This is a genomic window from Wenyingzhuangia sp. IMCC45533 (genome assembly GCF_054111225.1).
On record NZ_CM134197.1, the window covers coordinates 2,411,112 to 2,436,765 of the forward strand.

The 25,654-nt window shown below is 32.7% G+C and carries 21 protein-coding genes; 12 read left to right on the forward strand and 9 right to left on the reverse strand.

Annotated elements, in window-relative coordinates:
* Positions 1–43 precede the first annotated feature (43 nt).
* Both hisS and folE read left to right on the forward strand, forming a co-directional pair.
* On the forward strand, positions 44–1,420 hold the full coding sequence (gene hisS, locus ACXGQW_RS10750; protein ID WP_457822758.1) for a histidine--tRNA ligase: 1,377 nt from the start codon (positions 44–46) through the stop codon (positions 1,418–1,420).
* Positions 1,421–1,466: 46 nt separating this feature from the next.
* Positions 1,467–2,132 carry a GTP cyclohydrolase I FolE gene (gene folE / locus ACXGQW_RS10755; RefSeq protein ID WP_457822760.1) on the forward strand — a complete coding sequence of 222 codons (666 nt, stop codon included), beginning with the start codon at positions 1,467–1,469 and terminating at the stop codon, positions 2,130–2,132.
* A gap of 246 nt (positions 2,133–2,378) precedes the next feature.
* On the opposite strand, the gene yidC is transcribed toward folE, so the two are convergent.
* Both yidC and ACXGQW_RS10765 read right to left on the reverse strand, forming a co-directional pair.
* Positions 2,379–4,274, reverse strand: coding sequence for a membrane protein insertase YidC (yidC, locus tag ACXGQW_RS10760; protein ID WP_457822762.1), 1,896 nt, complete (start codon positions 4,272–4,274; stop codon positions 2,379–2,381).
* 64 nt (positions 4,275–4,338) lie between these two features.
* Positions 4,339–5,955: a CTP synthase gene (locus tag ACXGQW_RS10765; protein WP_457822764.1), complete on the reverse strand. Its 1,617-nt coding sequence runs from the start codon at positions 5,953–5,955 to the stop codon at positions 4,339–4,341.
* A gap of 308 nt (positions 5,956–6,263) precedes the next feature.
* Between ACXGQW_RS10765 and rpmH the strand changes: the two genes are divergently transcribed.
* Positions 6,264–6,422, forward strand: a complete 159-nt coding sequence (gene rpmH, locus ACXGQW_RS10770) for a 50S ribosomal protein L34 (protein ID WP_457822766.1) — start codon at positions 6,264–6,266, stop codon at positions 6,420–6,422.
* 126 nt (positions 6,423–6,548) lie between these two features.
* Positions 6,549–9,404, forward strand: a complete 2,856-nt coding sequence (carB, locus tag ACXGQW_RS10775; RefSeq protein ID WP_457822768.1) for a carbamoyl-phosphate synthase large subunit — start codon at positions 6,549–6,551, stop codon at positions 9,402–9,404.
* Positions 9,405–9,434: 30 nt separating this feature from the next.
* Here the strand turns inward: carB and ACXGQW_RS10780 are convergent, their stop codons facing one another.
* The gene (locus tag ACXGQW_RS10780) at positions 9,435–10,013 is read right to left on the reverse strand and encodes a hypothetical protein (RefSeq protein WP_457822770.1); all 579 of its coding nucleotides are present in this window, start codon (positions 10,011–10,013) and stop codon (positions 9,435–9,437) included.
* 117 nt (positions 10,014–10,130) lie between these two features.
* Here ACXGQW_RS10780 and ACXGQW_RS10785 point away from each other — a divergent pair, with 117 nt between their 5' ends.
* Positions 10,131–11,075 carry a hypothetical protein gene (locus ACXGQW_RS10785; RefSeq protein ID WP_457822772.1) on the forward strand — a complete coding sequence of 315 codons (945 nt, stop codon included), beginning with the start codon at positions 10,131–10,133 and terminating at the stop codon, positions 11,073–11,075.
* A 129-nt stretch (positions 11,076–11,204) separates the two neighbouring features.
* A complete protein-coding gene (locus ACXGQW_RS10790) occupies positions 11,205–11,987 on the forward strand; it encodes a leucine-rich repeat domain-containing protein (protein ID WP_457822774.1) in 783 nt (260 codons plus the stop codon).
* On the opposite strand, the gene ACXGQW_RS10795 is transcribed toward ACXGQW_RS10790, so the two are convergent.
* Complete coding sequence (locus ACXGQW_RS10795; protein ID WP_457822776.1) at positions 11,973–13,124, reverse strand: MFS transporter; 1,152 nt, start codon at positions 13,122–13,124, stop codon at positions 11,973–11,975. The genes ACXGQW_RS10790 and ACXGQW_RS10795 overlap by 15 nt on opposite strands.
* Positions 13,125–13,262: 138 nt before the next feature.
* Here ACXGQW_RS10795 and ACXGQW_RS10800 point away from each other — a divergent pair, with 138 nt between their 5' ends.
* Positions 13,263–15,494 carry a DNA topoisomerase 3 gene (locus tag ACXGQW_RS10800; protein WP_457822778.1) on the forward strand — a complete coding sequence of 744 codons (2,232 nt, stop codon included), beginning with the start codon at positions 13,263–13,265 and terminating at the stop codon, positions 15,492–15,494.
* A 472-nt stretch (positions 15,495–15,966) separates the two neighbouring features.
* Here ACXGQW_RS10800 and ACXGQW_RS10805 read toward each other — a convergent pair whose 3' ends face one another.
* From ACXGQW_RS10805 to ACXGQW_RS10815, 3 genes are read right to left on the reverse strand one after another with little or no spacing between them, the layout of a single operon-like run.
* Positions 15,967–16,710: a hypothetical protein gene (locus ACXGQW_RS10805; protein ID WP_457822780.1), complete on the reverse strand. Its 744-nt coding sequence runs from the start codon at positions 16,708–16,710 to the stop codon at positions 15,967–15,969.
* A gap of 59 nt (positions 16,711–16,769) precedes the next feature.
* Positions 16,770–17,270, reverse strand: a complete 501-nt coding sequence (locus ACXGQW_RS10810; protein ID WP_457822782.1) for a hypothetical protein — start codon at positions 17,268–17,270, stop codon at positions 16,770–16,772.
* Between the two features lie 38 nt (positions 17,271–17,308).
* Positions 17,309–18,409, reverse strand: coding sequence for a DNA alkylation repair protein (locus ACXGQW_RS10815; RefSeq protein ID WP_457822784.1), 1,101 nt, complete (start codon positions 18,407–18,409; stop codon positions 17,309–17,311).
* 64 nt (positions 18,410–18,473) lie between these two features.
* Here ACXGQW_RS10815 and ACXGQW_RS10820 point away from each other — a divergent pair, with 64 nt between their 5' ends.
* Positions 18,474–19,694 (forward strand): glycosyltransferase family 4 protein, encoded by a 1,221-nt coding sequence (locus tag ACXGQW_RS10820; protein WP_457822786.1) that lies wholly within the window; start codon positions 18,474–18,476, stop codon positions 19,692–19,694.
* Here ACXGQW_RS10820 and ACXGQW_RS10825 read toward each other — a convergent pair.
* The gene (locus ACXGQW_RS10825; RefSeq protein WP_457822788.1) at positions 19,691–20,638 is read right to left on the reverse strand and encodes a lipid A-modifier LpxR family protein; all 948 of its coding nucleotides are present in this window, start codon (positions 20,636–20,638) and stop codon (positions 19,691–19,693) included. The genes ACXGQW_RS10820 and ACXGQW_RS10825 overlap by 4 nt on opposite strands.
* A 113-nt stretch (positions 20,639–20,751) precedes the next feature.
* Between ACXGQW_RS10825 and ppk2 (ACXGQW_RS10830) the strand changes: the two genes are divergently transcribed.
* Genes ppk2 (ACXGQW_RS10830) through ACXGQW_RS10840 form a run of 3 tightly spaced genes read left to right on the forward strand, consistent with a single transcriptional unit; the run spans position 20,752 to position 23,475 of the window.
* Complete coding sequence (ppk2, locus tag ACXGQW_RS10830; protein WP_457822790.1) at positions 20,752–21,609, forward strand: polyphosphate kinase 2; 858 nt, start codon at positions 20,752–20,754, stop codon at positions 21,607–21,609.
* Between the two features lie 5 nt (positions 21,610–21,614).
* Entirely contained in the window at positions 21,615–22,397 is a 783-nt protein-coding gene (gene ppk2 / locus ACXGQW_RS10835) for a polyphosphate kinase 2 (protein ID WP_457822792.1), read from the forward strand.
* Between the two features lies 1 nt (position 22,398).
* A complete protein-coding gene (locus tag ACXGQW_RS10840) occupies positions 22,399–23,475 on the forward strand; it encodes a hypothetical protein (protein WP_457822794.1) in 1,077 nt (358 codons plus the stop codon).
* Between the two features lie 175 nt (positions 23,476–23,650).
* Here ACXGQW_RS10840 and ACXGQW_RS10845 read toward each other — a convergent pair whose 3' ends face one another.
* Positions 23,651–24,859 (reverse strand): RsmB/NOP family class I SAM-dependent RNA methyltransferase, encoded by a 1,209-nt coding sequence (locus ACXGQW_RS10845; RefSeq protein ID WP_457822796.1) that lies wholly within the window; start codon positions 24,857–24,859, stop codon positions 23,651–23,653.
* Between the two features lie 139 nt (positions 24,860–24,998).
* On the opposite strand from ACXGQW_RS10845, the gene ACXGQW_RS10850 reads away from it, so the two are divergent.
* Positions 24,999–25,646 (forward strand): spermidine synthase, encoded by a 648-nt coding sequence (locus ACXGQW_RS10850; RefSeq protein ID WP_457822798.1) that lies wholly within the window; start codon positions 24,999–25,001, stop codon positions 25,644–25,646.
* The last annotated feature ends 8 nt before the right edge of the window (positions 25,647–25,654 follow it).

Sequence of the window (25,654 nt, forward strand, 5' to 3'; positions counted from 1 at the left end):
ATTGTTTATACTATATTTGTGTTTTAATTTTTTTGAATCATTTATGGCACAAAAACCTAGTATTCCAAAAGGGACAAGAGATTTTTCTCCTGTAGAAGTAGCTAAGCGAGATTATATTTTTTCTACGATAAAATCAGTATTTAAAACGTTTGGGTTCCAATCCATTGAAACTCCGTCGTTTGAAAACTTGAATACCTTGATGGGGAAGTACGGAGAAGAAGGAGATCGATTGATTTTTAAGATTCTAAATTCTGGAGATTATTTAAAAAAAGCCAATTCAGAGCATTTAGAAACTAAGGATAGTCAAAAATTAACAAGCTCTATTTCAGAAAAAGCTTTGCGTTACGACTTAACGGTGCCTTTTGCAAGATACGTAGTGCAACATCAGAATGAAATAGAATTTCCGTTTAAAAGATATCAAATTCAGCCAGTATGGAGAGCTGATAGACCTCAAAAAGGACGTTTTAGAGAATTTTATCAATGTGATGCTGATGTGGTAGGAAGCGATTCCTTGTGGCAAGAAATAGATTTTATTCAGTTATACGATACCGTTTTTTCAAAACTAAATTTAAAAGGGGTTACTATTAAAATGAATAATCGAAAAATATTATCGGGTATTGCTGAAATCATAGGAGCAAGCGATAAATTAATTGATTTTACCGTAGCACTGGACAAGTTAGATAAGATAGGAGAAGAAGGAGTGGTAAAGGAAATGATATCTAAAGGAATTACAGAAGAAGCCATTTCTAAAATATCTCCATTGTTTAATTTTACAGGGAGTAGTCAAGAAAAATTAGACCAGCTGCAAACAATGCTGGTAAGTTCTAAAGAAGGAACCAAAGGAGTAGAAGAGTTAAGATTTATTATTGATAATATAGAATCGATAGGTTTGCAATCTGCAAGCTTGTCCTTAGATGTAACTTTGGCTAGAGGCTTAAATTACTACACAGGAGCCATTTTTGAGGTTGCAGCTCCAGATAATGTTAAAATGGGCTCTATTGGAGGAGGTGGAAGATACGACGATCTGACTGGTATTTTTGGTTTGAAAGACATGAGCGGAGTTGGAATTTCTTTTGGATTGGACAGAATTTACTTGGTCTTAGAAGAATTAGAATTATTTGATGAAGTAATTTTACCAAGACCCGATGTATTATTCATCAATTTTGGTAATGAAGAAGCGTTGTATTCGACCAAAGCAATAGCAAAATTAAGACAATTGGATATCAAGTCAGAATTATATCCAAGTGCAGCCAAAATGAAAAAACAGATGAATTATGCTAATAAAAAAAGTATACCTTATGTTGTTTTGGTAGGAGAAAAAGAAATGGAGCAGGGTAGTTTTACCTTAAAGAATATGGAATCAGGAGAACAAAAGATGTATAGTTTGGAGGAGTTGTCACAAGTGATAATTAATTCGTAAATTTGCAGCTTATAATTTTATAAATATGTCCCAAGAAATTGACATAATGAACTACGAAGAAATTGATGATATAGGAGACAATCACATAGGTGATGTTACACGTACTCCAATGAGAGAGGATGCTTTTAAACTATCTGATGCTGAAAAGATTGATAAAATTGAACAAAGCGTTAAAGATATTATGGAAACGTTAGGTTTAGATTTAACCGATGATAGCTTAAAAGGAACGCCAAAGCGTGTTGCAAAAGCGTATGTTAAAGAATTGTTTGGTGGTTTAAACCCAGAGAACAGACCAAAATTATCTACGTTTAGTAATAATTACAAGTACAACGAAATGTTGGTAGAAAAAAACATTGTTGTTTATTCTACTTGCGAGCACCACTTACTACCTATTGTTGGTAGAGCTCATGTTGCTTATATTTCCAAAGGCACTGTTGTAGGTTTATCTAAAATGAACAGAATTGTAGATCATTTTGCTAAAAGACCACAGGTACAGGAGCGCTTGACAAGACAGATTGTAAAAGCATTACAAGAAGCTTTAGGAACAGAAGATGTGGCTTGTATTATCGATGCCAAACACCTGTGTGTAAATTCTAGAGGAGTTAAGGATATTGAGAGTTCTACTGTTACTGCGGAATTTGGAGGTGCTTTTAAAAGTACAGAGAAACAAAAAGAGTTTAGAGATTATATAAAGCTTGAAACTAAATTTTAGTTCTACAATACTTAAATTTTATAACAAAAAAAGACCTACCGTTTTCGGTAGGTCTTTTTTTGTTTGTTGTTAGATGAATGAAGTATAATTGTATAAAACGCTGTTGTAAATGTTTACATAGTTTATAGATATAGGATTTGTTTTATTTGATAAAAGGCTTAGAAGCTGATCTATATATTGAATTAAAAAGCCCAAAGAAGTTATATTCTTTGGGCTTTTTGTAAACACATTATGTGCGGTCAATATCTATTTCTTTTTGGCTTTTTTCTGAGCCACTTGTTGTGCTTGTGCCTGTTTCATAGCCTCGTCTAAACGCTGCTTAAACTTACTTTGTTTTTTGGGCTTTTTTCTGTTTTCGTGAATTTTAGCTAAAATCTTTTCTTCGTCAATTACGTAGTTTTTAATCACAAACATAATAGTCAAGGTAAGTAAGTTAGAGATAAAGTAATACAAACTTAAACCAGAAGCGTAATTGTTAAAGAAGAATAACATCATTAATGGTGAAAAATACATCATCATTTTCATCATCTTTTGCATATCAGGCATTCCTTCTTGAGCAGGTTGTTGCATAGACATTTGCTGACCTTGATTCATTCTCATATAAAAGAAGATAGCAACTGAAGCTAGAACAGGAAACAAACTAAAGTGATTTCCATAAAAACTAGAAATGATTGGAATGTTTGTAGACCACTCGAAAACACTATCATAAGAAGCCAAATCGTCTGCCCATAAGAAAGGCTCTTGTCTCAACAATATCTCAGAAGGGAAGAAACGGAATAATGCAAAGAATACTGGCATTTGTAATAATGCCGGAATACATCCAGCCATCATATTCACACCAGATTTTCGCTGAAGAGCCATTGTTTCTGATTGACGTTTCATTTGGTTTTCTTTTCCAGGAAATTTAGCGTTAATCGCATCTATTTCTGGTTTTAGAACTTTCATTTTGGCACTAGATACGTAAGATTTGTAAACTAATGGTGACATTAGTAGTCTAACAATTAGAGTCATTAAAATAATTACCAATCCATAGTTACTTATAAAGCTACTTAAAAAGTGAAAAATAGGAATAAACACATTTTTGTTAATCCATCCAAAAATTCCCCAACCTAAGTTCATTACGTTTTCTATTCCCTTGTCGTAGGAAGCTAATGTATTGTGAATGTTTGGGCCCATATACAAGTTCATGTTATAAGCCAAAGCTCCATTAGACAATTTTAAAGGAGCAACAGTACTAAATTTTTTGGTAGCCAAGGTATCCACTAAAACGTCATTTACCAATGATACAGAGGTTAATTCTGCTTTTTCGAAAGGAGTATTTGTAGATAAAATGGTTGAGAAGAAATGTTGTTTGTACCCAATCCAATCTACGTTTTCTTCAATTTCATCATCTTTAGCACCCACAGATAAGTCATCAAACTTTCCATCTTCTTTTTCGTAATGTAAAGCTGTCATCTGATTTTCGTACTTAATACTTTTTTCATTACGCAATGCAACCAAATCCCATTCTAGGTTAATTTTGTTACTACTACTAATTACATTTTCTAACCCAACAGATCTGATAGAAAAATCTAACATGTAATCATTTGGTTTTAATTCATAACGATATTCTAAGTATTGATCATTAGATACTTTTAGCTTAAATGATGCAACTTGATTTTTTCCGTTTTTAGAAGTAGAAGGAGAGAAAACTAAATTTTTTGTATTGATAATTTTGTTTTCTGACGTACCAAAATTAATATTAAAGCTGGCATTATTATCTTTAATTAAAAATAATGGAGCTTTATTATAAGTCGTATATTCCTTTAGTTGAGCCTTAACAATTTGCCCTCCTTTGTTGGCAATTACTAACTTTAAAACTTCATTTTCTAAAGTGGTTGTTCCGGTTTCTTTTGCACCGTTAACTATAGAGTATGCAAATTCTCCATATTTTTTAGAAGCCTCAAGACTTAAAACAGAGTCTGTAACAATAGAGTTGTCATCAGTATTGGCAAAGTTTTCATTTGGAGCAATCTCTTCTGTTTTAGTTTCTTCTTGAACAGGAACCTCATCTTTTTTAGTCATTGTGTACCATACAAGTATGGCTCCAATTAAAGCGAAACCAATTAATTGGCTAATATCTAATTTCTTTTTTTCTTCCATTGTGATAAAAATAGAAGTCTGTCATTTTAATTTGATGACAGACTTGATATATAGTTTAATAATTTTATTTAGATTGTAAATACTCCAAACTTGCGTTGATAAAATCTACAAAAAGAGGGTGAGGATTTAATACAGTACTTTTATATTCGGGATGGTATTGTACAGCAACAAACCATGGGTGAGAAGGAATTTCTACCACTTCAACCAATCCTGTTTTAGGATTAATTCCCGTGGCTTTCATACCAGCTTCTTCTATTTGTTCTTTAAATTTACTGTTAAACTCGTATCTGTGTCTGTGTCTTTCAGATATAATACTTTGATTGTATGCTTTATATGCCTTAGACTCATCATCTAACTGGCAACTCCAAGCACCCAAACGCATGGTTCCTCCCATGTCTGTCACTTCCTTTTGGTCTTGCATCAAATTAATTACGGGATACTTTAGGTTATCATACATTTCTGTAGAATTGGCACCTGCTAATCCAACAACGTTTCTGGCAAACTCTATCACAGCCATTTGCATTCCCAAACAAATCCCCATAAAAGGAATGTTGTTTTCTCTTGCATACTTAATAGTTTCAATTTTACCCTCGGTACCTCTATTCCCAAAACCAGGAGCTACCATAATTCCACTCAATCCGTGTAATTTTTTGGCAATATTTTCTTCGGTAATTTCTTCGGAATGAATCCATTCAACCTTTACTTTAATTCTTTGAGAAGAACCTGCGTGAATAAAAGCCTCTGCAATAGATTTGTAAGCATCTTGTAACTCAACATACTTACCAATAACTCCAACTTTTACTTTGTGTAAAGGGTTTTTATGTTTTTCTACAAATTTGTTCCACTCAATTAGTTTAGGTTCTTTAGTACTAGTCATCGCTAATTTCTTAAGAACAACTTTGTCTAAACCTTCGTGCAACATCATGTTGGGAACGTCATATATAGTTTCTGCATCTAAAGAAGAGATAACATCTTCTTTTTGCACGTTGCAAAACAAAGCTAATTTGCGTTTAATTTCATCTGGAATGAAATGTTCTGAACGGCAAACTAATATATCTGGATTCAAACCATTCTGCATCATCATTTTAACAGAATGTTGCGTTGGCTTGGTTTTTAATTCTCCAGCAGCAGCCAAGTAGGGGATTAGGGTAAGGTGAATGACAACTGCATTATGTTCTCCCAATTCCCAAGTTAATTGACGTACAGATTCTATATATGGTAAAGATTCAATATCTCCAACAGTACCTCCAAGTTCTGTAATAACCACATCATAATCTCCTGATTTTCCTAAGATTTGTATACGATCTTTGATTTCGTTGGTAATATGAGGAACAACTTGAACTGTTTTACCTAAAAACTCACCTTTACGTTCTTTGTTTATTACGGATTGATAAACTCTACCTGTTGTTACATTGTTTGCTTGCGAAGTCCTTACATCTAAAAAACGTTCGTAATGACCCAAATCCAAATCAGTTTCAGCACCATCATCCGTCACAAAACATTCCCCATGCTCGTATGGGTTTAATGTTCCAGGGTCTATATTAATATAAGGGTCAAATTTTTGAATGGTAACTCTGTATCCTCTTTCTTGTAAAAGCTTTGCTAAAGAAGCAGCAATAATTCCTTTACCAAGTGATGAAGTAACACCACCGGTTACAAAAACATATTTTGTGTTTGCCATTATAAATTGTTTGTGCAAAAGTACAAACTTCTATAGAAAAACAAGTAAGTTTTCTGAGTACATTTTAAGTGGGGTATTTAACTATTTGATACTGTATTTTCTAGACTTTATTTAGTAATAAATATTGAGAGATAATAGAAAGTGGGAGAACAAAGGCAATTGATGAGGGCAAACGAAAAAAAAATAATTTTGAATAAAAACATTTGTTGTTTTTAAATAATCGCATATATTTGCAGTCGCTAAAGAAAACTCCATGGTTTTCAAAAAATAGCTAAAGCATTAAATAAACGACGTAAGATATAATTAAAATGAAAAGAACGTTTCAACCATCGAATAGAAAAAGAAGAAACAAGCACGGTTTCAGAGAAAGAATAGCATCTGCTAACGGACGTAGAGTTTTAGCTAGTAGAAGAGCTAAAGGTAGAAAAAGCTTAACTGTTTCTTCGTCACCAAGACATAAGAAATAATGAGGCTTTCATTATAATATATTAGGTGTTACTTTTTTTTAGTAACACCTTTTTTTTGAATTTTTTTTTAGAATGTAGTTCAACCAAAGATAATCAGATTATTATCTTTGCAACAAAATAAAGAGTATGCCTAAAAATCCTAACATCAAATCGGTTTTAATTATAGGTTCTGGTCCTATAGTAATTGGTCAAGCATGTGAGTTTGACTATTCTGGATCACAATCTATCCGTTCGTTAAAAGAAGAAGGAATTGAAGTAACTTTGATCAATTCTAACCCTGCAACTATTATGACGGATCCGTCATTAGCAGACAATGTGTATCTAAAACCTTTAACAACAAAATCTATTAAAGAAATTTTAGAAGCACACCCAAGTATTGATGCCGTATTACCAACTATGGGAGGTCAAACTGCGTTAAACTTGTGTATTGAAGCTGATGAAAAAGGAATTTGGGAAGACTACAAAATAGAAATGATTGGTGTTGATATTGATGCAATCAATATCACGGAGGATAGAGAGCAGTTCCGAGAATTGATGGGCAAAATTGGAGTAGCAATGGCACCCCAAGCAACAGCAACATCATTTTTAGAAGGTAAAAAAATAGCACAAGAATTTGGTTTCCCTTTATGTATTCGTTCTTCGTTTACTTTGGGAGGAGCAGGAGCAGCCATTGTATATGATGAAAAAGACTTTGATGAATTATTACGTAATGGATTGGAGATTTCTCCTATTCACGAAGTAATGATTGATAAAGCAATGATGGGGTGGAAAGAATATGAACTAGAATTGTTACGTGATGCAAATGACAACGTAGTAATTGTGTGTTCTATCGAGAATATGGATCCAATGGGAATTCATACAGGAGATTCTATTACCGTTGCACCAGCAATGACGTTGAGTGATTCTACTTTCCAAAAAATGCGTGATATGGCCATCAAAATGATGCGTTCTATCGGAGATTTTGAGGGAGGATGTAACGTACAGTTTGCAGTGTCACCAGATGAGAAAGAAGATATTATTGCTATTGAAATCAATCCACGTGTATCTCGTTCCTCTGCATTGGCTTCAAAAGCCACAGGTTATCCAATTGCAAAACTAGCGACTAAGTTGGCTTTAGGATATCATTTGGATGAATTAAACAATCAGATTACAGGAAACACGTCAGCATTATTTGAGCCGACTTTAGATTATGTAATTGTAAAAATTCCTCGTTTTAACTTTGATAAATTTGAAGGTTCTGATAGAACTTTAGGTTTACAAATGAAAGCTGTAGGAGAGGTTATGGGAATTGGACGTTCTTTTCAAGAAGCATTGCATAAAGCGACACAATCTTTAGAAATTAAGCGCAACGGTTTGGGAGCAGATGGCAAAGAGGAAACTCACTACGATACCATTATTTCCAAATTAACCTATGCATCTTGGGATAGAGTATTTACTATTTACGATGCCATTAAAGCAGGAATTTCTCTACGTAAAATTTATGATATCACTAAAATTGATATGTGGTATTTAAAGCAATACGAAGAGTTGTTTGCTTTAGAAAAAGAAATTTCTAAATACAAATTAGATACTTTATCTAAGGAGTTGTTGTTGGAGGCTAAACAAAAAGGGTATGGGGATAGACAAATTGCTCATATGTTGGGATGTTTAGAATCTGAAGTATACAAAAAGAGAGAAGAATTAAACATTAAGCGTGTATACAAATTAGTAGATACTTGTGCGGCTGAGTTTGAGGCTAATACACCTTATTACTATTCTACTTTTGAAAATGTTCAAATCTCCAAAGACGGAGTAGCTGCATCTGCCAACGAATCTATTGTTACAGAAAAGAAAAAAGTAGTGGTACTAGGGTCTGGTCCTAATAGAATTGGACAAGGTATTGAGTTTGATTACTGTTGTGTACATGGGGTTTTGGCTGCTAAAGAAGCAGGTTACGAAACCATTATGATTAACTGTAACCCGGAGACTGTTTCTACAGACTTTGATACTGCTGATAAATTGTATTTTGAACCAATATTTTGGGAGCATATATACGACATTATCCGTCATGAAAAGCCAGAAGGAGTAATTGTTCAGTTAGGAGGTCAAACGGCTTTAAAATTGGCAGAAAAGTTAGAAGCTTATGGTATTAAAATCATGGGAACTAGTTTTGAAGCTTTAGATTTAGCAGAAGACAGAGGACGTTTTTCTGATATGTTAACTTCTTTGGATATTCCTTTCCCAAGATTCGGAACAGCAACCAATGCCGATGAAGCTTTAGAAATTGCAGATAACTTAGATTTCCCAATTTTGGTTCGTCCGTCTTATGTATTAGGAGGGCAAGGGATGAAAATTGTCATCAATAAGGAAGAATTAGAGGCTCACGTTGTGGAGTTACTACGTTCTATTCCTGGAAATAAATTATTATTAGATCATTACTTAGAAGGGGCTATTGAAGCAGAGGCTGATGCTATTTGTGATGCTGACGGAAACGTTTACATCATTGGTATTATGGAACACATTGAGCCTTGTGGTGTACACTCTGGAGATTCAAACGCAACGTTGCCACCGTTTAACTTGGGTGAGTTTGTAATGAATCAAATAAAAGAGCATACAAAAAAGATTGCGGTAGCTTTGAAAACTGTTGGACTAATCAATATTCAGTTTGCTGTTAAAAACGATACGGTATACATCATTGAAGCCAATCCAAGAGCTTCTCGTACAGTGCCTTTTATAGCTAAAGCATACGGAGAACCTTATGTAAATTATGCTACTAAAGTGATGTTAGGAATCAATAAAGTAACGGACTTTAATTTTGACCCGAAATTGGAAGGATTTGCAATAAAACAACCTGTGTTTTCTTTTAACAAGTTTCCAAATGTAGACAAAACTTTGGGGCCTGAAATGAAATCTACCGGAGAATCTATCTTATTTATAGAGAACCTAAAAGACGATACTTTTTATGAGTTATACTCAAGAAGAAAAATGTATTTAAAAAAATAAGTAGCACACAATCATATAAAAAAAGGCAACCTATTTAAATTTAGGTTGCTTTTTTTTATGCTCTTTACCTAGGTTTATTTTGAGTCTCAAAGCTAAACCTTCTTGATACCTTTCGTTTAATAACCTAGAAATGTATTTTACATTGTTAGTTCCTTTGTGGTAAGTGAGTTGCAGGTTGTACTTACCGTAGTAACCATTTAAATCTCCTTTAATAGTTACAATTTGTGTAATACCATTAATATTCACATTTCCTTTTAAATTTAAATCTACGTTTGGAATGTTTAAAACACTAGTGTTGAAAATAGACGTTTGCTGCTTTTTTAAAAACTGATTAACACGTTGTACAAATAAGATATTTTCGAGTTGATCGATATTTAAATCATAGCGATAACCTCTAATAACTGTGGAAGAGGTGATGGAACGCTTAATAGCCTCCAACTCGTTTAATTCTCTGGCTTTTTTTGCCTTATGGTATTTCAAGTCAAGAGCTTCAACATCAAACACACTACTGCTGTCCATCTCTATAGATTGACTGTAAAGGTGAAGGTTCAAACTTCCCAAAAACAAAACAATAATTGCTTTTTGCAGTAAATGCTTTTTGAACAACATAGAATTCTTTAAAATTTATATAAAATTAGACTTTTATCGTCCAGATATAAAAAAATAATGCTTTAAAAATAAACGAGGTAAAATAGACTTGTTAACTTAGGAGCGTTAAAATTACGAATGAAGTTTTTTTTAAATTATTTAACTGTTTTAATCCTCTTCAGTACTAACAAAACCGTTGCACAGGTTGTAAGGCTCAATGGAGCAGCAACTTTAGATGTCAGCATTGTGTTGGGAAGTCAAAATTCGCTGATTAAAACAGGCTTGTCTTTATTTGGTGTAGCCAGTTCAAATACCATATCTACAGAATTAGGAGTTAGTGTGTATACAGGATATATATCTAAGAGACATACAGTCACTACCAAAGGATTCATTAAAGGTTATGATGTGTTTTACTTATTAGGACACGGACGTAATGAGAATCTACTAGGTTCATCGCTTAGTCAATATAACAACTCAGTAAGCTATCAACCTCAAGAAAACTCTTCTTTTTACGGAGTAGGATTTGGTTTTGAAAAAGAGTATTTGCCTTATAGTTTATCAGAGTTTAATCAGAGAATTGGTAGGTTTTTAATGAGGTTTTCTAAAAACAACAACTCTTTTAATTTAGCCTTTAAAAACGACTTCAAGGGGGGAGCGTTGTTCTACGGAGATGCTACTGATTTTGGAAACACGGGGAGTTTATATCTTAGTTACTTACATGCTACTCATACAAATCAAATTCAACAGATGGGTGTAGTCATAGAACTGTTCACACCAAAACAAGATTACACTAAAATAGCGGATAATACGGTTAATTCTGATGATGGTAGAAAGAACGTTTGGTATACTACAGGAATTCATTCTAGTTTGTTCTATGCCAATGCATATTTCGCTTATAAGTATCAAAAAAATAATTTAGTATATCAAATAAACTCAGGGCTAGAAAGCAATAAGTTAGGGGCATATATTCAGAATAAATTGCACGATAGTTTTGGGTTGAATCCTAGATTTCCATGGCACGTGAGCAGAAAAAATAGTCTCTATTTGCAGGGAGAGGTATCTGCTTTTAAAAATACTTTGTAAATGAGATTTCTTTTCCACTTGTCGATTGCTCTAATTTTATGTTCTTGTAACGTGTCTAAAACTTTTTATAGTCGCACTTACGATGTTTCAAGTTCATCAAGAAACGTTTATCGATTAAATTTAAGTCATTTGAAACAAGCTGTCGATTTATCATCTTTTAGGCAGTTGAGAGTAGTAAATCTTTCCAATATTTACGATGTAGAAACTATCAAGCAAACTTTACTTAGTGTTGAAAATCCTGAGAATATAGAGGTTATAATTTTAAATAATAATAATTTAAATCAAATACCTAAGGAGATTGTACGATTCAAAAAACTATCTCAACTATCATTAAATGGAAACCCAGCATTAAATTTCAGTTCTGCTTTTAAACTAATTGGTCGTCTACCCAAATTGGAATTTTTAGATTGTCAATACAATCAATTAAGAAAAATACCTAAAGAGATTGTATTTATAAAATCTCTCAAAGAATTAAATTTATCTAACAATCGTCTAGAATTTATTAACGACTTTACTTATTTATCTGAATTGCCCAAGCTAAGATCGCTTTGGATGAGAAATAATCACCTAAAAAGGGTAAGTAAAAACTTGAATGGGTTGTCTCAATTGGTTAATCTGTATATGGAAAATAACCTGTTAACCGAGTTACCCGTAGAATTGTCAGGCTTAAAATCGTTAAGAGTATTGCATCTATCTTTCAATAATTTTAAGGAGTTACCATTAACATTACAAACCTTACCAAATTTAATTTTGTTACATATCGATCATTGTAAAATAACGAGCATTTCGAACACGTTTACAACGAAATCAGTTTCTATAAAAGGTTTAGTTATCAACGACAATCTATTATCGAAAAATGATATTTTAAAGTGGAAAGCTAAGTTTCAAAGCTTTTTTCTACTTATTTTTTAAATTGTACAGAGCTGTAATGGGCCCTATTGCTAGGACTAACAAAGCAATGTTAATGTCTGTGTAATTTAATAATATTTTTAAAGCATAAATACTGATAATAGTAACAGTAAAGCCTATACTGGTGGAAATAGTTAGGGCGGTTCCATTGTAGTTGGCAATGCTAGCTCTACTAATTAACGTAGAAAGCAATGGAGAGTCTGCTACCACGGTTAGTCCCCACAAAATTAAATAAGCAAAAAGAATAGGAGCAGGTAAATAGCTAAGAATTGGACTTAACAAACAACACAAACCCGAAATTAATAAAGCCCACTTAGCAACCTTTAAACTTCCTTTACTTTCTGCTAGTTTTCCAGCGATAACGCAACCTATACTTCCCACACTAATTATAATAAAAGACCATAGAGCAACACTATAGTTAGTGTTTTGTACGCTATTGTAATAATTGATAATGATGGGAGTGAAAGCCCAAAAGGTATAAAGTTCCCACATATGACCAAAATAACCTATGGCAGCTCTTTTAAAATCTTGTTTTTTAAAGAGATTTGGAATAATAGTAAAATCTATTTTTTGAATTTCTTTTTTTGAAGGAGTATTTAAAAAGAACATCATAAGAGCCCCCAAAACAGCCAAGAAAGAACTGATGAGTATGACAAGACTCCAATTAAAGTTGAATTTAAAGCTAGCAATAAAATGAGGAAAAGCAGTTCCTAATACCAAGGCACCCACCAAAACACCCAAAGCTTTGTTTAAGGTTTTGGGAAAATAATAGGCTGCTATTTTCATACCCACAGGATATACACCAGCAAGAAATATACCGGTGAATAACCTAATTGCAAAAATTTGAGTAAAACTTAGTTCAGGTATTAATATCATAGCGTTTAACAAGGCACCCAATAAAATACTGATGCTAAAAACAATGTTGGCTCTATATCTATCTGCTAAGTTGAGTAGGGCGTAACACAAACTCCCCAATATAAACCCTAGTTGCGTAGCAATCGTTAGGGACGTGAGCAAATTGTTATTCTCTAAATGATGAGCTATGGCTATATCACTTAAAACAGCATTACTACTAAACCAAAGAGAGGTTCCAAAAAACTGACTTAATACAATAAGTGTTAAAATTAATGTTTTGTTCATGTTTTTAGTTTAGGGTGTAGTATTTAGGTCGTTAATCTGTGAATATCTTTCTATTATAATAGTCTAAGTTTACGTTATATTTGTTTTACTCATTTTGTTTTCAAATATAATTAATTAACCTATCTAAAATCTTTATAGATGAAAGTTTGTATTGCCGAGAAGCCAAGCGTAGCTAAGGAAATAGCCTCTGTTTTAGGAGCTAATTTACGCTGCGATGGTTATTTTGAGGGAAATGGATACCAGGTAACGTGGACTTTTGGTCATTTATGTGGTTTATACGCCCCGCACGAATACAAGCCTCATTGGAAGAGTTGGAATTTAGATACGTTGCCCATGCTTCCTAACCGTTTTGAGGTAAAGGTAATGGAAGATAAAGGGGTTCAAAAACAGTTTAGAACCATTAAGTTTTTGTTTGATAAAGCAGATGTTGTTATCAACTGCGGGGATGCTGGTCAAGAAGGAGAATTAATTCAAAGGTGGGTTATCAATCAGGCGGGTTACAAAGGTAGAGTTGAGAGATTGTGGATTTCCTCTTTAACTACCGAAGCTATCAAAGAAGGTTTTAATAACTTAATTCCAGCTGAAAAATACGATAATCTATATTATGCAGGAAGTTCTAGAGCTATTGGAGATTGGCTTTTGGGGATGAATGCTACAAGATTATATACGTTAAAATATGGTAGAGATAGACAAGTATTGTCAGTAGGAAGGGTACAAACCCCCACTTTGGCCATGGTTGTAAAAAGATTTTTAGAAATTCAGAATTTTAAATCTCAACCATACTGGGAAATACAAACACTTTATAGAGATACAGTTTTTAATAATGATACAGGCCGTTATCTTAAAAAAGAAGATGGAGAGCAAACCATGCAACTCATCAAAGGAAAGCCTTTAGCAATAGTATCAGTAGAAAAAAAGAAAGGAAAAGAATATGCTCCTAAATTATTTGATTTAACGGGGTTACAGGTGTATTGCAATAACAAATTCGGTTATACTGCCGATGAAACTTTAAAAATAACGCAAGGATTGTATGAGAAAAAAGTAGTCACATATCCTAGAGTTGATACCACTTTCTTACCCAACGATGTGTATCCCAAAGTAAGAGGAATTTTATCTAAATTGACAAAATACGCTAGCTTAACAGCTCCTGTGTTAGCAGAAGCTAAAATTAAAAAGTCGGCTAAGGTGTTTAATGATAAAAAAGTAACTGACCACCATGCTATTATTCCAACCGGAATAGAAATTCCTTTACATGCCAATGCGCAAAAGGTTTATGATATTATTACAAAACGTTTTATTGCTGTGTTCTATCCAGATAGTGACGTGTCTAATACAACAGTCCTAGCAGAAGTAGAAAAGATTGGTTTTAAAACTACGGGTAAAGAAATTATTTCAGAAGGATGGAGAGTTGTTTTTAAAACGAATGACAAAAATGAAAGCAAAGCAAAAAAGGCAAACGAAGAAAAAATAATGCCCACTTTTGTAAAAGGAGAATCTGGAGAACACGAACCTTCGTTTTTAGAAAAAGAGACCAAACCTCCCAAACAATATACAGAGGCTAGTTTGTTAAGAGCTATGGAAACGGCAGGTAGGCAGGTTAAAGATGATGAGTTAAGAGATTTGATGAAAGAAAACGGTATTGGAAGACCTTCTACCAGAGCTAGTATTATAGAAACGCTCTTTAAAAGAAATTATATCGAACGAAATAAAAAACAAATACTACCTACCTCAACAGGTATTCAGTTAATCACCACCATTCAAAATAGGTTGTTGAAGTCTGCAAGATTAACAGGGGAGTGGGAAAAACAATTGAAAGATATAGAAAAAGGGGATTATCATGCAGGAACTTTTATCAAGAACATGAAAAAAATGGTAGACGATTTGGTGGTAGAAGTGAGGCTATCGAATCATAAACCCATTCAAGTTGATGTTGTTACAAAAAAGGTGGTAACTTCTACAAAAAAAGAAAGCAAAGGTATAGTAGGCAAGGAATGTCCAAAGTGCAAGCAAGGTCATTTGTTAAAAGGTTCAAAAGCCTATGGGTGTAGTAAGTATAACGAGAATTGTAATTTTTTGATGCCTTTTGAGTTTAGTGGGAAAAAGATATCAGAAAATCAATTGATGAGATTGCTAGAAAAAGGAAGCACCGTTAACTTAAAAGGATTCAAAACCGAGCAAGGAAAACAAGATGGAGCCATTGTGTTTGATGATAGTTATCACCTAAAATTAAAGACCAAAAAAGAACTTGTAGTTAAAGAAGGAGATACTTGCCCTAAATGTAAGAAGGGAATCATTAAAAAAGGAAAAACGGCTTTGGGATGTTCTGAGTACAGCAAAAGCTGTGATTATTTAAAACCTTTTAATAGTTGAAAGGTTTGTGCATACACAATCTTTTACAGCTTAAGTTAATAGTTCTAGTTAAAGACCAATATTTATTTTTCTAATAAGAAAACTGCTTTAGGGTTAAAAATATTCTTCTTAGCGTGTTTGTAGATCTTCTTCTTCTTTTGCGTCTATAAGTATAATAGTAAGAAAATTTTTTGTCATTAAAATGGTAGGCAATCATTTTATAAAGAATCGTGAAGCCTTCCACAAAAAAAAGATAAATTAAAAGAAACTTAATCTGAAACAAACTTTCATGGAGTATTGTTTTTACAAAGTACTGAAATGAAAAAACAGCTATCAGTAGTAAGGCAGTTAAATTAATAATTAATTTTTTTATGGGGTATTTTACTTTTCTAGGATTGTTCATAACCGATAAGATATAAGTTTGTAATATCAAATCAAGTTACAATTATTTAAAGACCAAACAAAAATATTTATTAACAAATGTTTATTGTTTTCAATCAATTCTTAACATGGTGTCTTTTATGGTTTTTTGGTTTAATGGATTTTTTCTGTAAAGATAAAAGTTACCAAACTCGTCAAAATCACCATAACCGCTTATTTTTTTGGTGTCAATTTTGTAATTGTGAGGTCCATTTATTTTAGTGATCCTACCAATTTTATCTTTATCAAGATATACGTCATAAGAATCATTTCTTTTAACAAAATAATATTGGTTTCCTTGAAATTCTAGAACCGTGGCATTTTTAAAAATATCCTTCAATACTTCTGTAGATTTCTTCGGAATTTCTGTAGTTCCCGCAGCAGCATTGTACTGATGTTCTACAATATTTATATCGTTGGTAGCTTTTTTTAAAGCCTCATAAATTGCTGGTTTAAACTGTTTAATCTTACTTTTACCCTCAGTAGAGGTATAAATATTTATACCATAGCAATCACTAAAGCTCAAACTCATTTTAGTAGATAGAAATCCAGATTTTGTTGCATTAAGTCTCAAAATTTCGCAAGGCTTAATTTTTTTAGGAATCGTATCACCAGAAATATAGACTCTAAAATTTCGCTTTGACAGTTCAGATTTTAATAATTGATTGACATTATATTCATTAGGGGTATCTTGAAAAGAAAGTTGCTCGGGAATTAATAAATACTGATAATTGTTGAGTTTGTCTTGAGCATACAAACTTTGTAGCGTAAATACGAAAAAAAAACAAATGGTTGCTATCGAAGAAGTTCTAATCATTAGATGGATTTTGACATTTTTGCAAGAATCAATATACTAAAAGTATGGAAATAAATAAGTTATTTACCTGTTTTAACAATTCGAGCGATTATTTTTTTTATTCCCGGGGTGAGATTTTCTAAGTATTGCTCCTGACACACATATACCAGTTCTCCGTTTAATTCAGGATATTTTTCGCAGGTTTTTACAATAAATTTAAAAGATAAGTATCTCAACCCAGAAGCTTTACCAATATTTTCCCATAGATTCATGCAAATGTCAAAAAGTCGACCCTCTTGCTCATCGTTCAGTTTCATTTTTAAGAGAATTTTCAAAATTTCTCTTTGATGACCATCTTTTTTATCAACAATCGCTTTTATGTAATCATTTACATAAGGTTTTATTCGGTTGTCATTTGCTTTGGTACAGTTAGATAAAATCCAAGTAGCTCTCCAAGATTGAGGTTGATGATTTTTTAAGGATATCTGAATAGCACTTTGGTGTACTTCATTCTGTTCGTTAAATAACTGGACTAAAAAATCCTTATCTAATCTACTGCTAAGTATATTGGTTAAATCCATTAGTTCCTAACTACTTTTAATTGGTTTACTCTTATCAGCTAAGAGGTTAAAGAAAAATCTAAAGCCTCAAATTCTTTTCCATTGGCTATAATTGCAATTTGGTGCATGCCAAAATGATACTTTCTAGTACTAATAGGTTTAAAATGTTGCTTTTTGGTAACTGGAGTAACGCTATGACGGGTATATTCTTTTTGACTAATTTGAAATATTTTTTTTGAAAGTGAGCCATTTTGTTTTAAGTAATAGATAGCATATTCTAGTCTAACTAAAGACTCAGTATCGCTGTTATTAATCAAATTAAAAGAGAAAAATAACTCATCTCCCAATTGAATATGACGTGTAGAGATTTTAAAATTTTGGACATCTAATTGCTTGTTATTTCCAAAACCAAATATCTCCATAATTCTTGGCTCTGCTTGCTTCAGTAAATTACGATTTGCATGCTTTAAAATCCAATTGGTATGCTCCGTTTCCCCATAATGTTTTTCTGTGAGCGCTATTAAAATATTAGGATGATCTTTGGAAATATCATTTAAGTTATTGGCAACACTTTTTCTAACGTATAGTTCGGGGTCGTTTAAGAGATTCTTTAAAATGGGTAGTATAGGACTAGGATTATCTTTAAATACGGGCAAAGCCATGGCCCATGGTAATCTTGGTCTACACCCCTCACTCGCCAAACGACGTAAATGTAAATTAGCATCAAAGCTCCATGCATTCATTTTAGCCATCACATATTGCTCGTTCAGTTTTATAAAAGGTCTAATGGCAAATTCGCAACTCACAAAAGTAGTAATAGTTTCAAAGCTCGTAACACTATCTTCAAGATAATCGATGCCATAAATCTCTACGTAATCTGGTAAAAATAGATATTCAAAACCTCCTTTAATTTTGTTTTGCAAAAGAATTTTAACGAGATTTTTTATTTGTTTAACGGCTTCTTTAAAGTTAGTATCTAAATAAGTGTGTAGCGTTTTTGCAATGTGATGCATCCTATCCTTGAGTTCATAGTATTTCCATTCCTCAAAAAAAATATCTTTTTTAAACTGACTTTTATCTAAATCAGTAACCACTTTATCTAAATAGGTTAAAAAAGTGTCAAAAAAAGCTGAATTATATACGTTTTTTAATGGTTCCATACGGTTAATAAATTTAAACAAAGCAAATGAAAGTGCTGTAAAATCAATTCTATATTTTTGTAAAATGCAAACACTTTTAATTATTGGTTATGTATGGCCAGAACCCACTGCAACAGCTGCTGGAAGTAGAATGTTACAAATTATAGAGCAATTTAGTTTGTCTCATTACAAGGTAGTGTTTGCCTCTCCAGCTCAGAGGGTAGAAACGTCTTTTGATTTGGAGATTTTAGGAATTCAAACTGTTTCCATAGCGCTAAATAATTCTTCTTTTGATGAATTTTTAGAAGAACTATCACCGTCCATCGTTCTATTTGATCGGTTTATGATGGAAGAACAGTTTGGTTGGAGAGTAGCAAAAATTTGTCCAAACGCAATAAAGATGTTGGATTCAGAAGACTTACATTTTTTAAGAAAAGCGAGACAACAAGCTGTGAAAAATAATTTAGCATTACCTGTTGAGATGATTGCTTCAGAAGATGCGAAAAGAGAGATAGCCAGTATCTACAGATGCGATGCTACTTTAACTATTTCTGAATTTGAGATGAAATACCTGTTAAACGAATATAAAATTCCATCATATTTACTTTGGTACTTTCCGTTTATTGTAAATGTAAAGGAGGAGGAGTTTCCTAAGTTTTCGGAAAGAAATAACTTTATGTTTATCGGTAATTTTGTTCACGCTCCTAACTGGGATGCCGTGCTAGAGCTCAAAAAAAATATTTGGCCACTACTAAAAAAACAATTGCCCAATGCTAATCTCAATATTTACGGAGGATATCCATCACAAAAAGTATTTCAATTAAACAATGCAAAAGAAGGATTTCATGTAGTGGGCAGGGCAGAAGAGGTGTCAAAAATTATGCAAAAAGCCAAGGTATGTCTAGCTCCTCTAAGGTTTGGGGCCGGTTTAAAGGGAAAGTTATTAGATGCTATGCAAAATAATACTCCGTTTGTTACTAGTGAGATAGGAGCGGAAGGTATGTTTGGTAATATAGATATGATACAATCTGTAGCCAATTCTACAGATGATTTTATTAAAAAATCAATAGCCCTGTACACGGATGAGGTTTTATGGAATCGCATGGCAGCTAAGGGTAGGCAAGTTTTAAAAAATAGATTTGATAAAGCCTCTTATAGAGCTGTTTTTACGCAAAACTTAGCAAGTTTAATGAACAATTATCAGAAAAATAGAAGCAAGAATTTTGTGGGTAGTATGCTACAACATCACACTTTAAAAAGTACCATGTACATGTCTAAATGGATAGAAGAGAAAAATAAGCACTAAAATTTATAAGATACTTTAATGCTTCCATATCGTATCCAGCTAGATACAATTTCTTTGGTGTTTTTAGTGTAAAAAACCTGATGATAACTAAAATTCCATCGCTTTAAATTCCAGTAATACCCAATTTCATTATACCAGACCCAAGGGGTGATATTAAAACTTTTATTTAGAAAATTATCGTGTAAATCACCCGTAACGGTTTCGTCCTTCAACTGGTAACGAACATAAGATTTAAAGCCCCAAAATTTTTCTTTAATCCAAGCGTTTGTTTTTGTCTCTAATTCCGTATTGTAAAACATAGAATTGTGAACGGTAGTTTGTTGCGTTTTAGAACTTCTAATTTTTAATGCAAATCCAGTTTCTACGTCAGTAAAAATAGTTCCAATATTGATGTTATTCAGTAGCGAAACTTGAAATAAACTCTCATCAGCATCTGATAAACTTTTTATGTAAGAAATTTTTAATCCAGCACCTATTCTTTGTCTTATTTGATGATTCCAACCTGTAGCTTCACCAATGTTATAGAGCGTGTGAACAAAATTTTGAGCTTCTTCTGCTCCTGTTTTTTTACCTGTGTACCCTACTTCTAAACCTAATGAAAATAGGTGTTTGTTGTTGGCATAGAGTATATTATATTGTCCATAGGTATAACCAGCAAAAGGTCTATCATGCAAAGAAAAAGAGGTTAAAGAAGGACTTAATGGATTGTATATTTTTTGACCAATTCTTACAGAAGTTACTTTTTTATCAAAATGATAAAATTGGCTAGACTTGGCTTTCTTGTAAAATAGCTCCAAGCCATTGGTATAATATTTATCGGACACCAATGATACATACAAATCGTTCTCAGTAATAAAACCAAACTCCTCGTTAATTAGTTTTTGAGCGTTGATGTTTAAAACAAATAAAAAGGGAACGAGAAAACGGGTTATTGATTTGTTCATAAATTAAAAAAATGAGCTGCAAAAATACAATTATTATGCTTCTTAAACTATGTTAAAAAACTAAGAATTCTTATATTTACTTGACGATAAACAGATCATAATCCTTTAGATAGATGAGTGAAAAAGAAAAGTTAACTGCCGAGGATTTAGAATCAGTAGTTACTAGAACTGAATTAATTGAGAAATTAAAAGCAAAAAATATTGATGTTTCTCAAATCATCAATAAAAATAAATACGAAACCGAACTAAAGCTATTACAGATAGAGTTGGTAAAGCTTCAGCAGTGGGTTAAAAAGAACAATAAACGGGTTGCTGTAATTTTTGAAGGTAGAGATGCAGCAGGAAAAGGAGGTTCTATTCGTAGGTTTATGGAGCATCTGAATCCTCGTTCTACCAGATTAGTAGCACTAAACAAACCGACAGATATTGAGAGAGGGCAGTGGTATTTTATGCGTTATATTAAAGAATTACCTAATCCCGGAGAAATCGTTTTTTTTGATAGAAGTTGGTACAACAGAGCAGTAGTAGAACCTGTAATGGGTTTTTGTACAGATGAGCAGTACAATACTTTTATGGCTCAAGTACCGGAATTTGAACATATGCTGTATGAAGATGATTTAATTATTATTAAATTTTGGTTGTCCATTTCTAAAAAGGAGCAAGCTGCTCGCTTTGATTCTAGACAAGAAAATCCTTTAAAACGATGGAAATTTAGTCCTGTAGATAAAAAAGGACAAGAATTGTGGAGCAGATATACTACCTACAAAGCGCATATGTTTAGTAAAACGCACACAACTTACAGTCCATGGGTAATCGTTAAAACAAATGACAAGCAAGAAGCTCGCTTAGAAAGTATTCGTTACGTCCTGTCTAAATTTGATTATGACGGAAAATCAGAAGCTCAAACAAATTTATTTCCTGATCCTAATGTAGTGATGCATTATTTCAGATCATCTTATCAAATTGATTAATGAATATGGAAAAGTTAACAGCCAAAAATCTTAAATACCTGAATAGTAAAAAAGGTTTGCAATTCTTGTTAAGAGATGAAAATGTAAATGTATCAAAATCTCTAAGAAGCGTTAATTATATAAAGAATCTTAAAAAACTGCAAAAGGAGTTGATTAAGATGCACGAAGAAATTATTGAAAAAAACGACAGAGTTATTGTTATTTTTGAAGGAAGGGATTCAGCAGGAAAAGGAGGAGCTATTAGAAGGATTACGGAAAGAATTAATCCACGTCACTTTAGAATTGTAGCCTTACCAAAACCCACTCAAGAAGAAAAAACACAGTGGTATTTCCAGCGTTACATTAACAAATTTCCAAAAGCAGGAGAAATTGTTTTTTTTGATAGAAGTTGGTACAACCGAGCAGTAGTAGAGCCAGTAAACGGTTTTTGTACTGAAGAAGAATATCAGAGTTTTATGAACAGTGTAAACGATTTTGAAAAAATGATTGTTTCATCGGGGATAAAACTGGTTAAAATTTATATGTCTATCTCTAAAGAAGAACAAGCCAAACGTTTTCAAGAGATTAAGAGCAATCCACTAAAGCAATGGAAAATTACTCCTGTAGATGAAAAAGCTCAGGAACTTTGGGATAAGTACACAGCCTACAAAGATGTGATGTTCGAAAAAACCAATGCGGATTATGCTCCCTGGAAAATTATAAAAGCAAATAAAAAAACATTTGCTAGAATTTATGCTATCAAATATTTGTTGTCTAGTATTCCTTACGACAAAAAAAGAAAAGTATAATATGCAGGATTCTGAATATCAAAAAATATCAAAGAAAAAACCTACATATCCTATTCAGCCCTTTTTTGATGAGTATTTAACCAAGTACAATAGAAATGCATTAATTCCTGTTTTTTATGATGATCTTTTACGGTTCTCAGGAGGAATTGAAGTGTATGATGAAAACGGAGATGACACCTTATGGATTCGGGTTTATTATCCAGAACACGAACGCACGCATATAGATAAAGATTTAAAAAAAGTATATTCAATTTTACACGGAGATGGTTCAGATACTTCAGTTCCTTTTTTAAATATAGATGCTGTAGATTACTGTACGTTTGGGAATTCCAAACCTTTTAGAATTAAAGTGCGTAATGTTTTAAACGATAATTACACTTATATGTACATTAAAAAGGCAGATGCCTCTAGGGTGTATGGTTTGGAACTAGAACATTTATTATCTCCCAACAGAATTAACTTCTTGGTTTATAAGGATACTTTAATAGAAGATCATATTTCTGGAATTCCAGGAGATACATTTATAGAAGAAGGCTTAGAAGCATATTCCATAAGAACGCAGAAAGAAATAGCTAAAGAATATGTAAAATTCAACGAGCGTTGTATTGTTCGTTTATTGGGAGATATGAGGTCTTATAATTACGTAATTGTGCCCACACACGATTTTGATCAGGTACGTTACAGAATTAGAGCTATTGATTTTGATCAGCAGTGTTACGAAGGTCGATTAAAAGTATACATGCCTCAGTTTTTAAAAGAAAACAATCAATATGTGGAGATGGTACATAACAATCTAAGACCAGAATCCATTCAACAGTACAAACAAGAGGAAAGATCTACCATAGCTAAAAGAATTCTTTTAGGAAAAAAGCGAATAAGGCAGCTGTTAAACTGTATGTTAAAAGATAGAATTTCGCCTGACGAAAAAATAGCACAATTAAAAAAAGACTTATTTGACTATACAAAAGACACTAAGTTTAAAGAATGTAATAGCATGGGAGAAGTTTTAGAAACTGCTTTTAATTTTGTGGTAAAGCATTACCAAGATGTAAACGGATTTAGTGTCGCAAAAAAATAAACTGTAAGTATATTACTACTCTTATAATTGTCTCAAACTTTTTTTGATGATTTGCAGTAAGTATTACAATCACATAAAGTTGAATTCTAATAAGAGTATAAACAAAATCACCGCTTTAAAATATTTAAAGCGGTGATTTTATGTTTTTCTATAGACAAGAAAATAGTGTTTTATGCTATTCCATCCTTTCTAGCAAAGCCATGTAGAATCCATCGTAACCAGATTCTGAAGCCAATACTTTTTTGTCTTTTATCAATTTAAAATTAGGATTTAAGCCTAAAAACCTTGCTACTTGCTCTTGGTTTTCAGAGGGTAAAATAGAACAGGTAGCATAAACTACTTTACCACCAACTTTTGCAATTTTAGCATAACGAGATAAAATATCTCTTTGTGTATCTTTAATGTTATTGATGAATTCTGGCTGTAATTTCCATTTACTATCTGGGTTACGTTTTAAAACACCTATTCCAGAACACGGAGCATCAATTAAAACTCTGTCCGCGGTGTTATAAAGTTTTTTTATCGTTTTAGAAGATTCTATTTTTTTAGTAGTTATGTTAAAAGCACCTGCTCTTTTAGCACGTTTTTTCAACTCTACCAATTTACCTCCATAAATATCAGTAGCTATAATAGAACCTTTATTTTCCATAATAGCAGCAATATGCAAAGTTTTACCTCCTGCACCAGCACAAGTATCCACGACTCTCATACCTGGTTGTACATCTAAAAACTCAGCAACCAGTTGAGAGGAAGCATCTTGCATTTCAAATAATCCACTTTTAAAAGCGGCAGTTTTAAATACATTTTTACGCTCGTTAAGTTCTAACGCAAGCGGATATCCTTTAATAGGTTTCGTTAGTATATCGTCTTTAGCAAGTAAGTCTTGTAACTGCTTTTTAGATCCTCTCAAGGTGTTGGTTCTCAAAATAGCAGAAGCAGGAATGTTTTGTGCCTTTAATTCAGCAGTCCACTTTTTTTCTCCTAGTTCCTTTGCACACAATTCATCCATCCAATCCGGAATAGATTGTGAAATAGCTCTATTGGTTTGCAGTTCGTCAAACTTACCTTTAATTCTTCTAACAGGAGTACCCACAAAATATTTCCAATCAGGTAAATCAATACCTCTTAGTACTGCCCAAACAGCAAATATTTTCCACAAATTTTCTCTGGAATAATGATCTTTAGTACCAGCAATTTCGTTGTACAATCTTTTCCATCGTACAATTTCATAAATGGTCTCGGCAACAAATTTTCTATCTCTTGCTCCCCAACGAGCATCTTTTTTTAAGGCTTTCTGTACAACTTTATCAGCGTATTCTTTTTCATTGAATACATCTTCTAACGAATCTATAACGGTAAAAACCAAATTTCTATGAAGTCTCATATATTTCAGAACTATTTGGCTGCAAAGTTACGTGTTTTTTAATTGTCAAGAGGCAATACTTACTTAATTTAAAGAATAGTATTGTTGGACTAAAACCTGTCACTTTTCTATCTTTGACTTTGTTAATCATCGTTAAAAAATGCTTTTTAAAAGACTCATAAGCTACATCTGGCCAGTGACCACCAAAACTCTAACTGACTTTAACGGGATGTTAGAAGTAACTTATTATCGTGGAAAAAAAATGCTGGACAGTAAAAACGCAAATTACTCATATGGATCTCTTCAAGAAATAATGGAATTTGGACTCGATAAAATCGACTTGTCAAAAGTAAACTCGGTGTTATTGTTAGGTCTGGGAGCAGGTAGTGTTATAAAATCATTAAGAGACAAATATCAATATCATCACCCAATAAAAGCTGTTGAGTTTGATCAGAAGGTGATCGAAATTGCTAAACATGATTTTGCTGTTCTAGAAAATAATCAACTAACCATAATTCACGACGATGCTTTTAACTTCATAAGACATAACAAAGAGCAGTTCGATTTGGTAATTGCAGACCTATTTGTAGATCAAAAAGTACCAACACAATTTTATTCCAAAGAATTTTGTGATTATCTTTATAACGCCCTTTCTTATCAAGGAATTCTAGTGTTTAATGTAGGGATGCTTCAAAACAATAATTTTTTAGAAGCTCAATTAAAGCTTTATTTTAAAAATTTGGGTTGTAAAGTAGAGCAGTACGATAAAGTTTTAAGAACAAACAATTTGCTAATTGCAAGTAAATAAGATAGTAT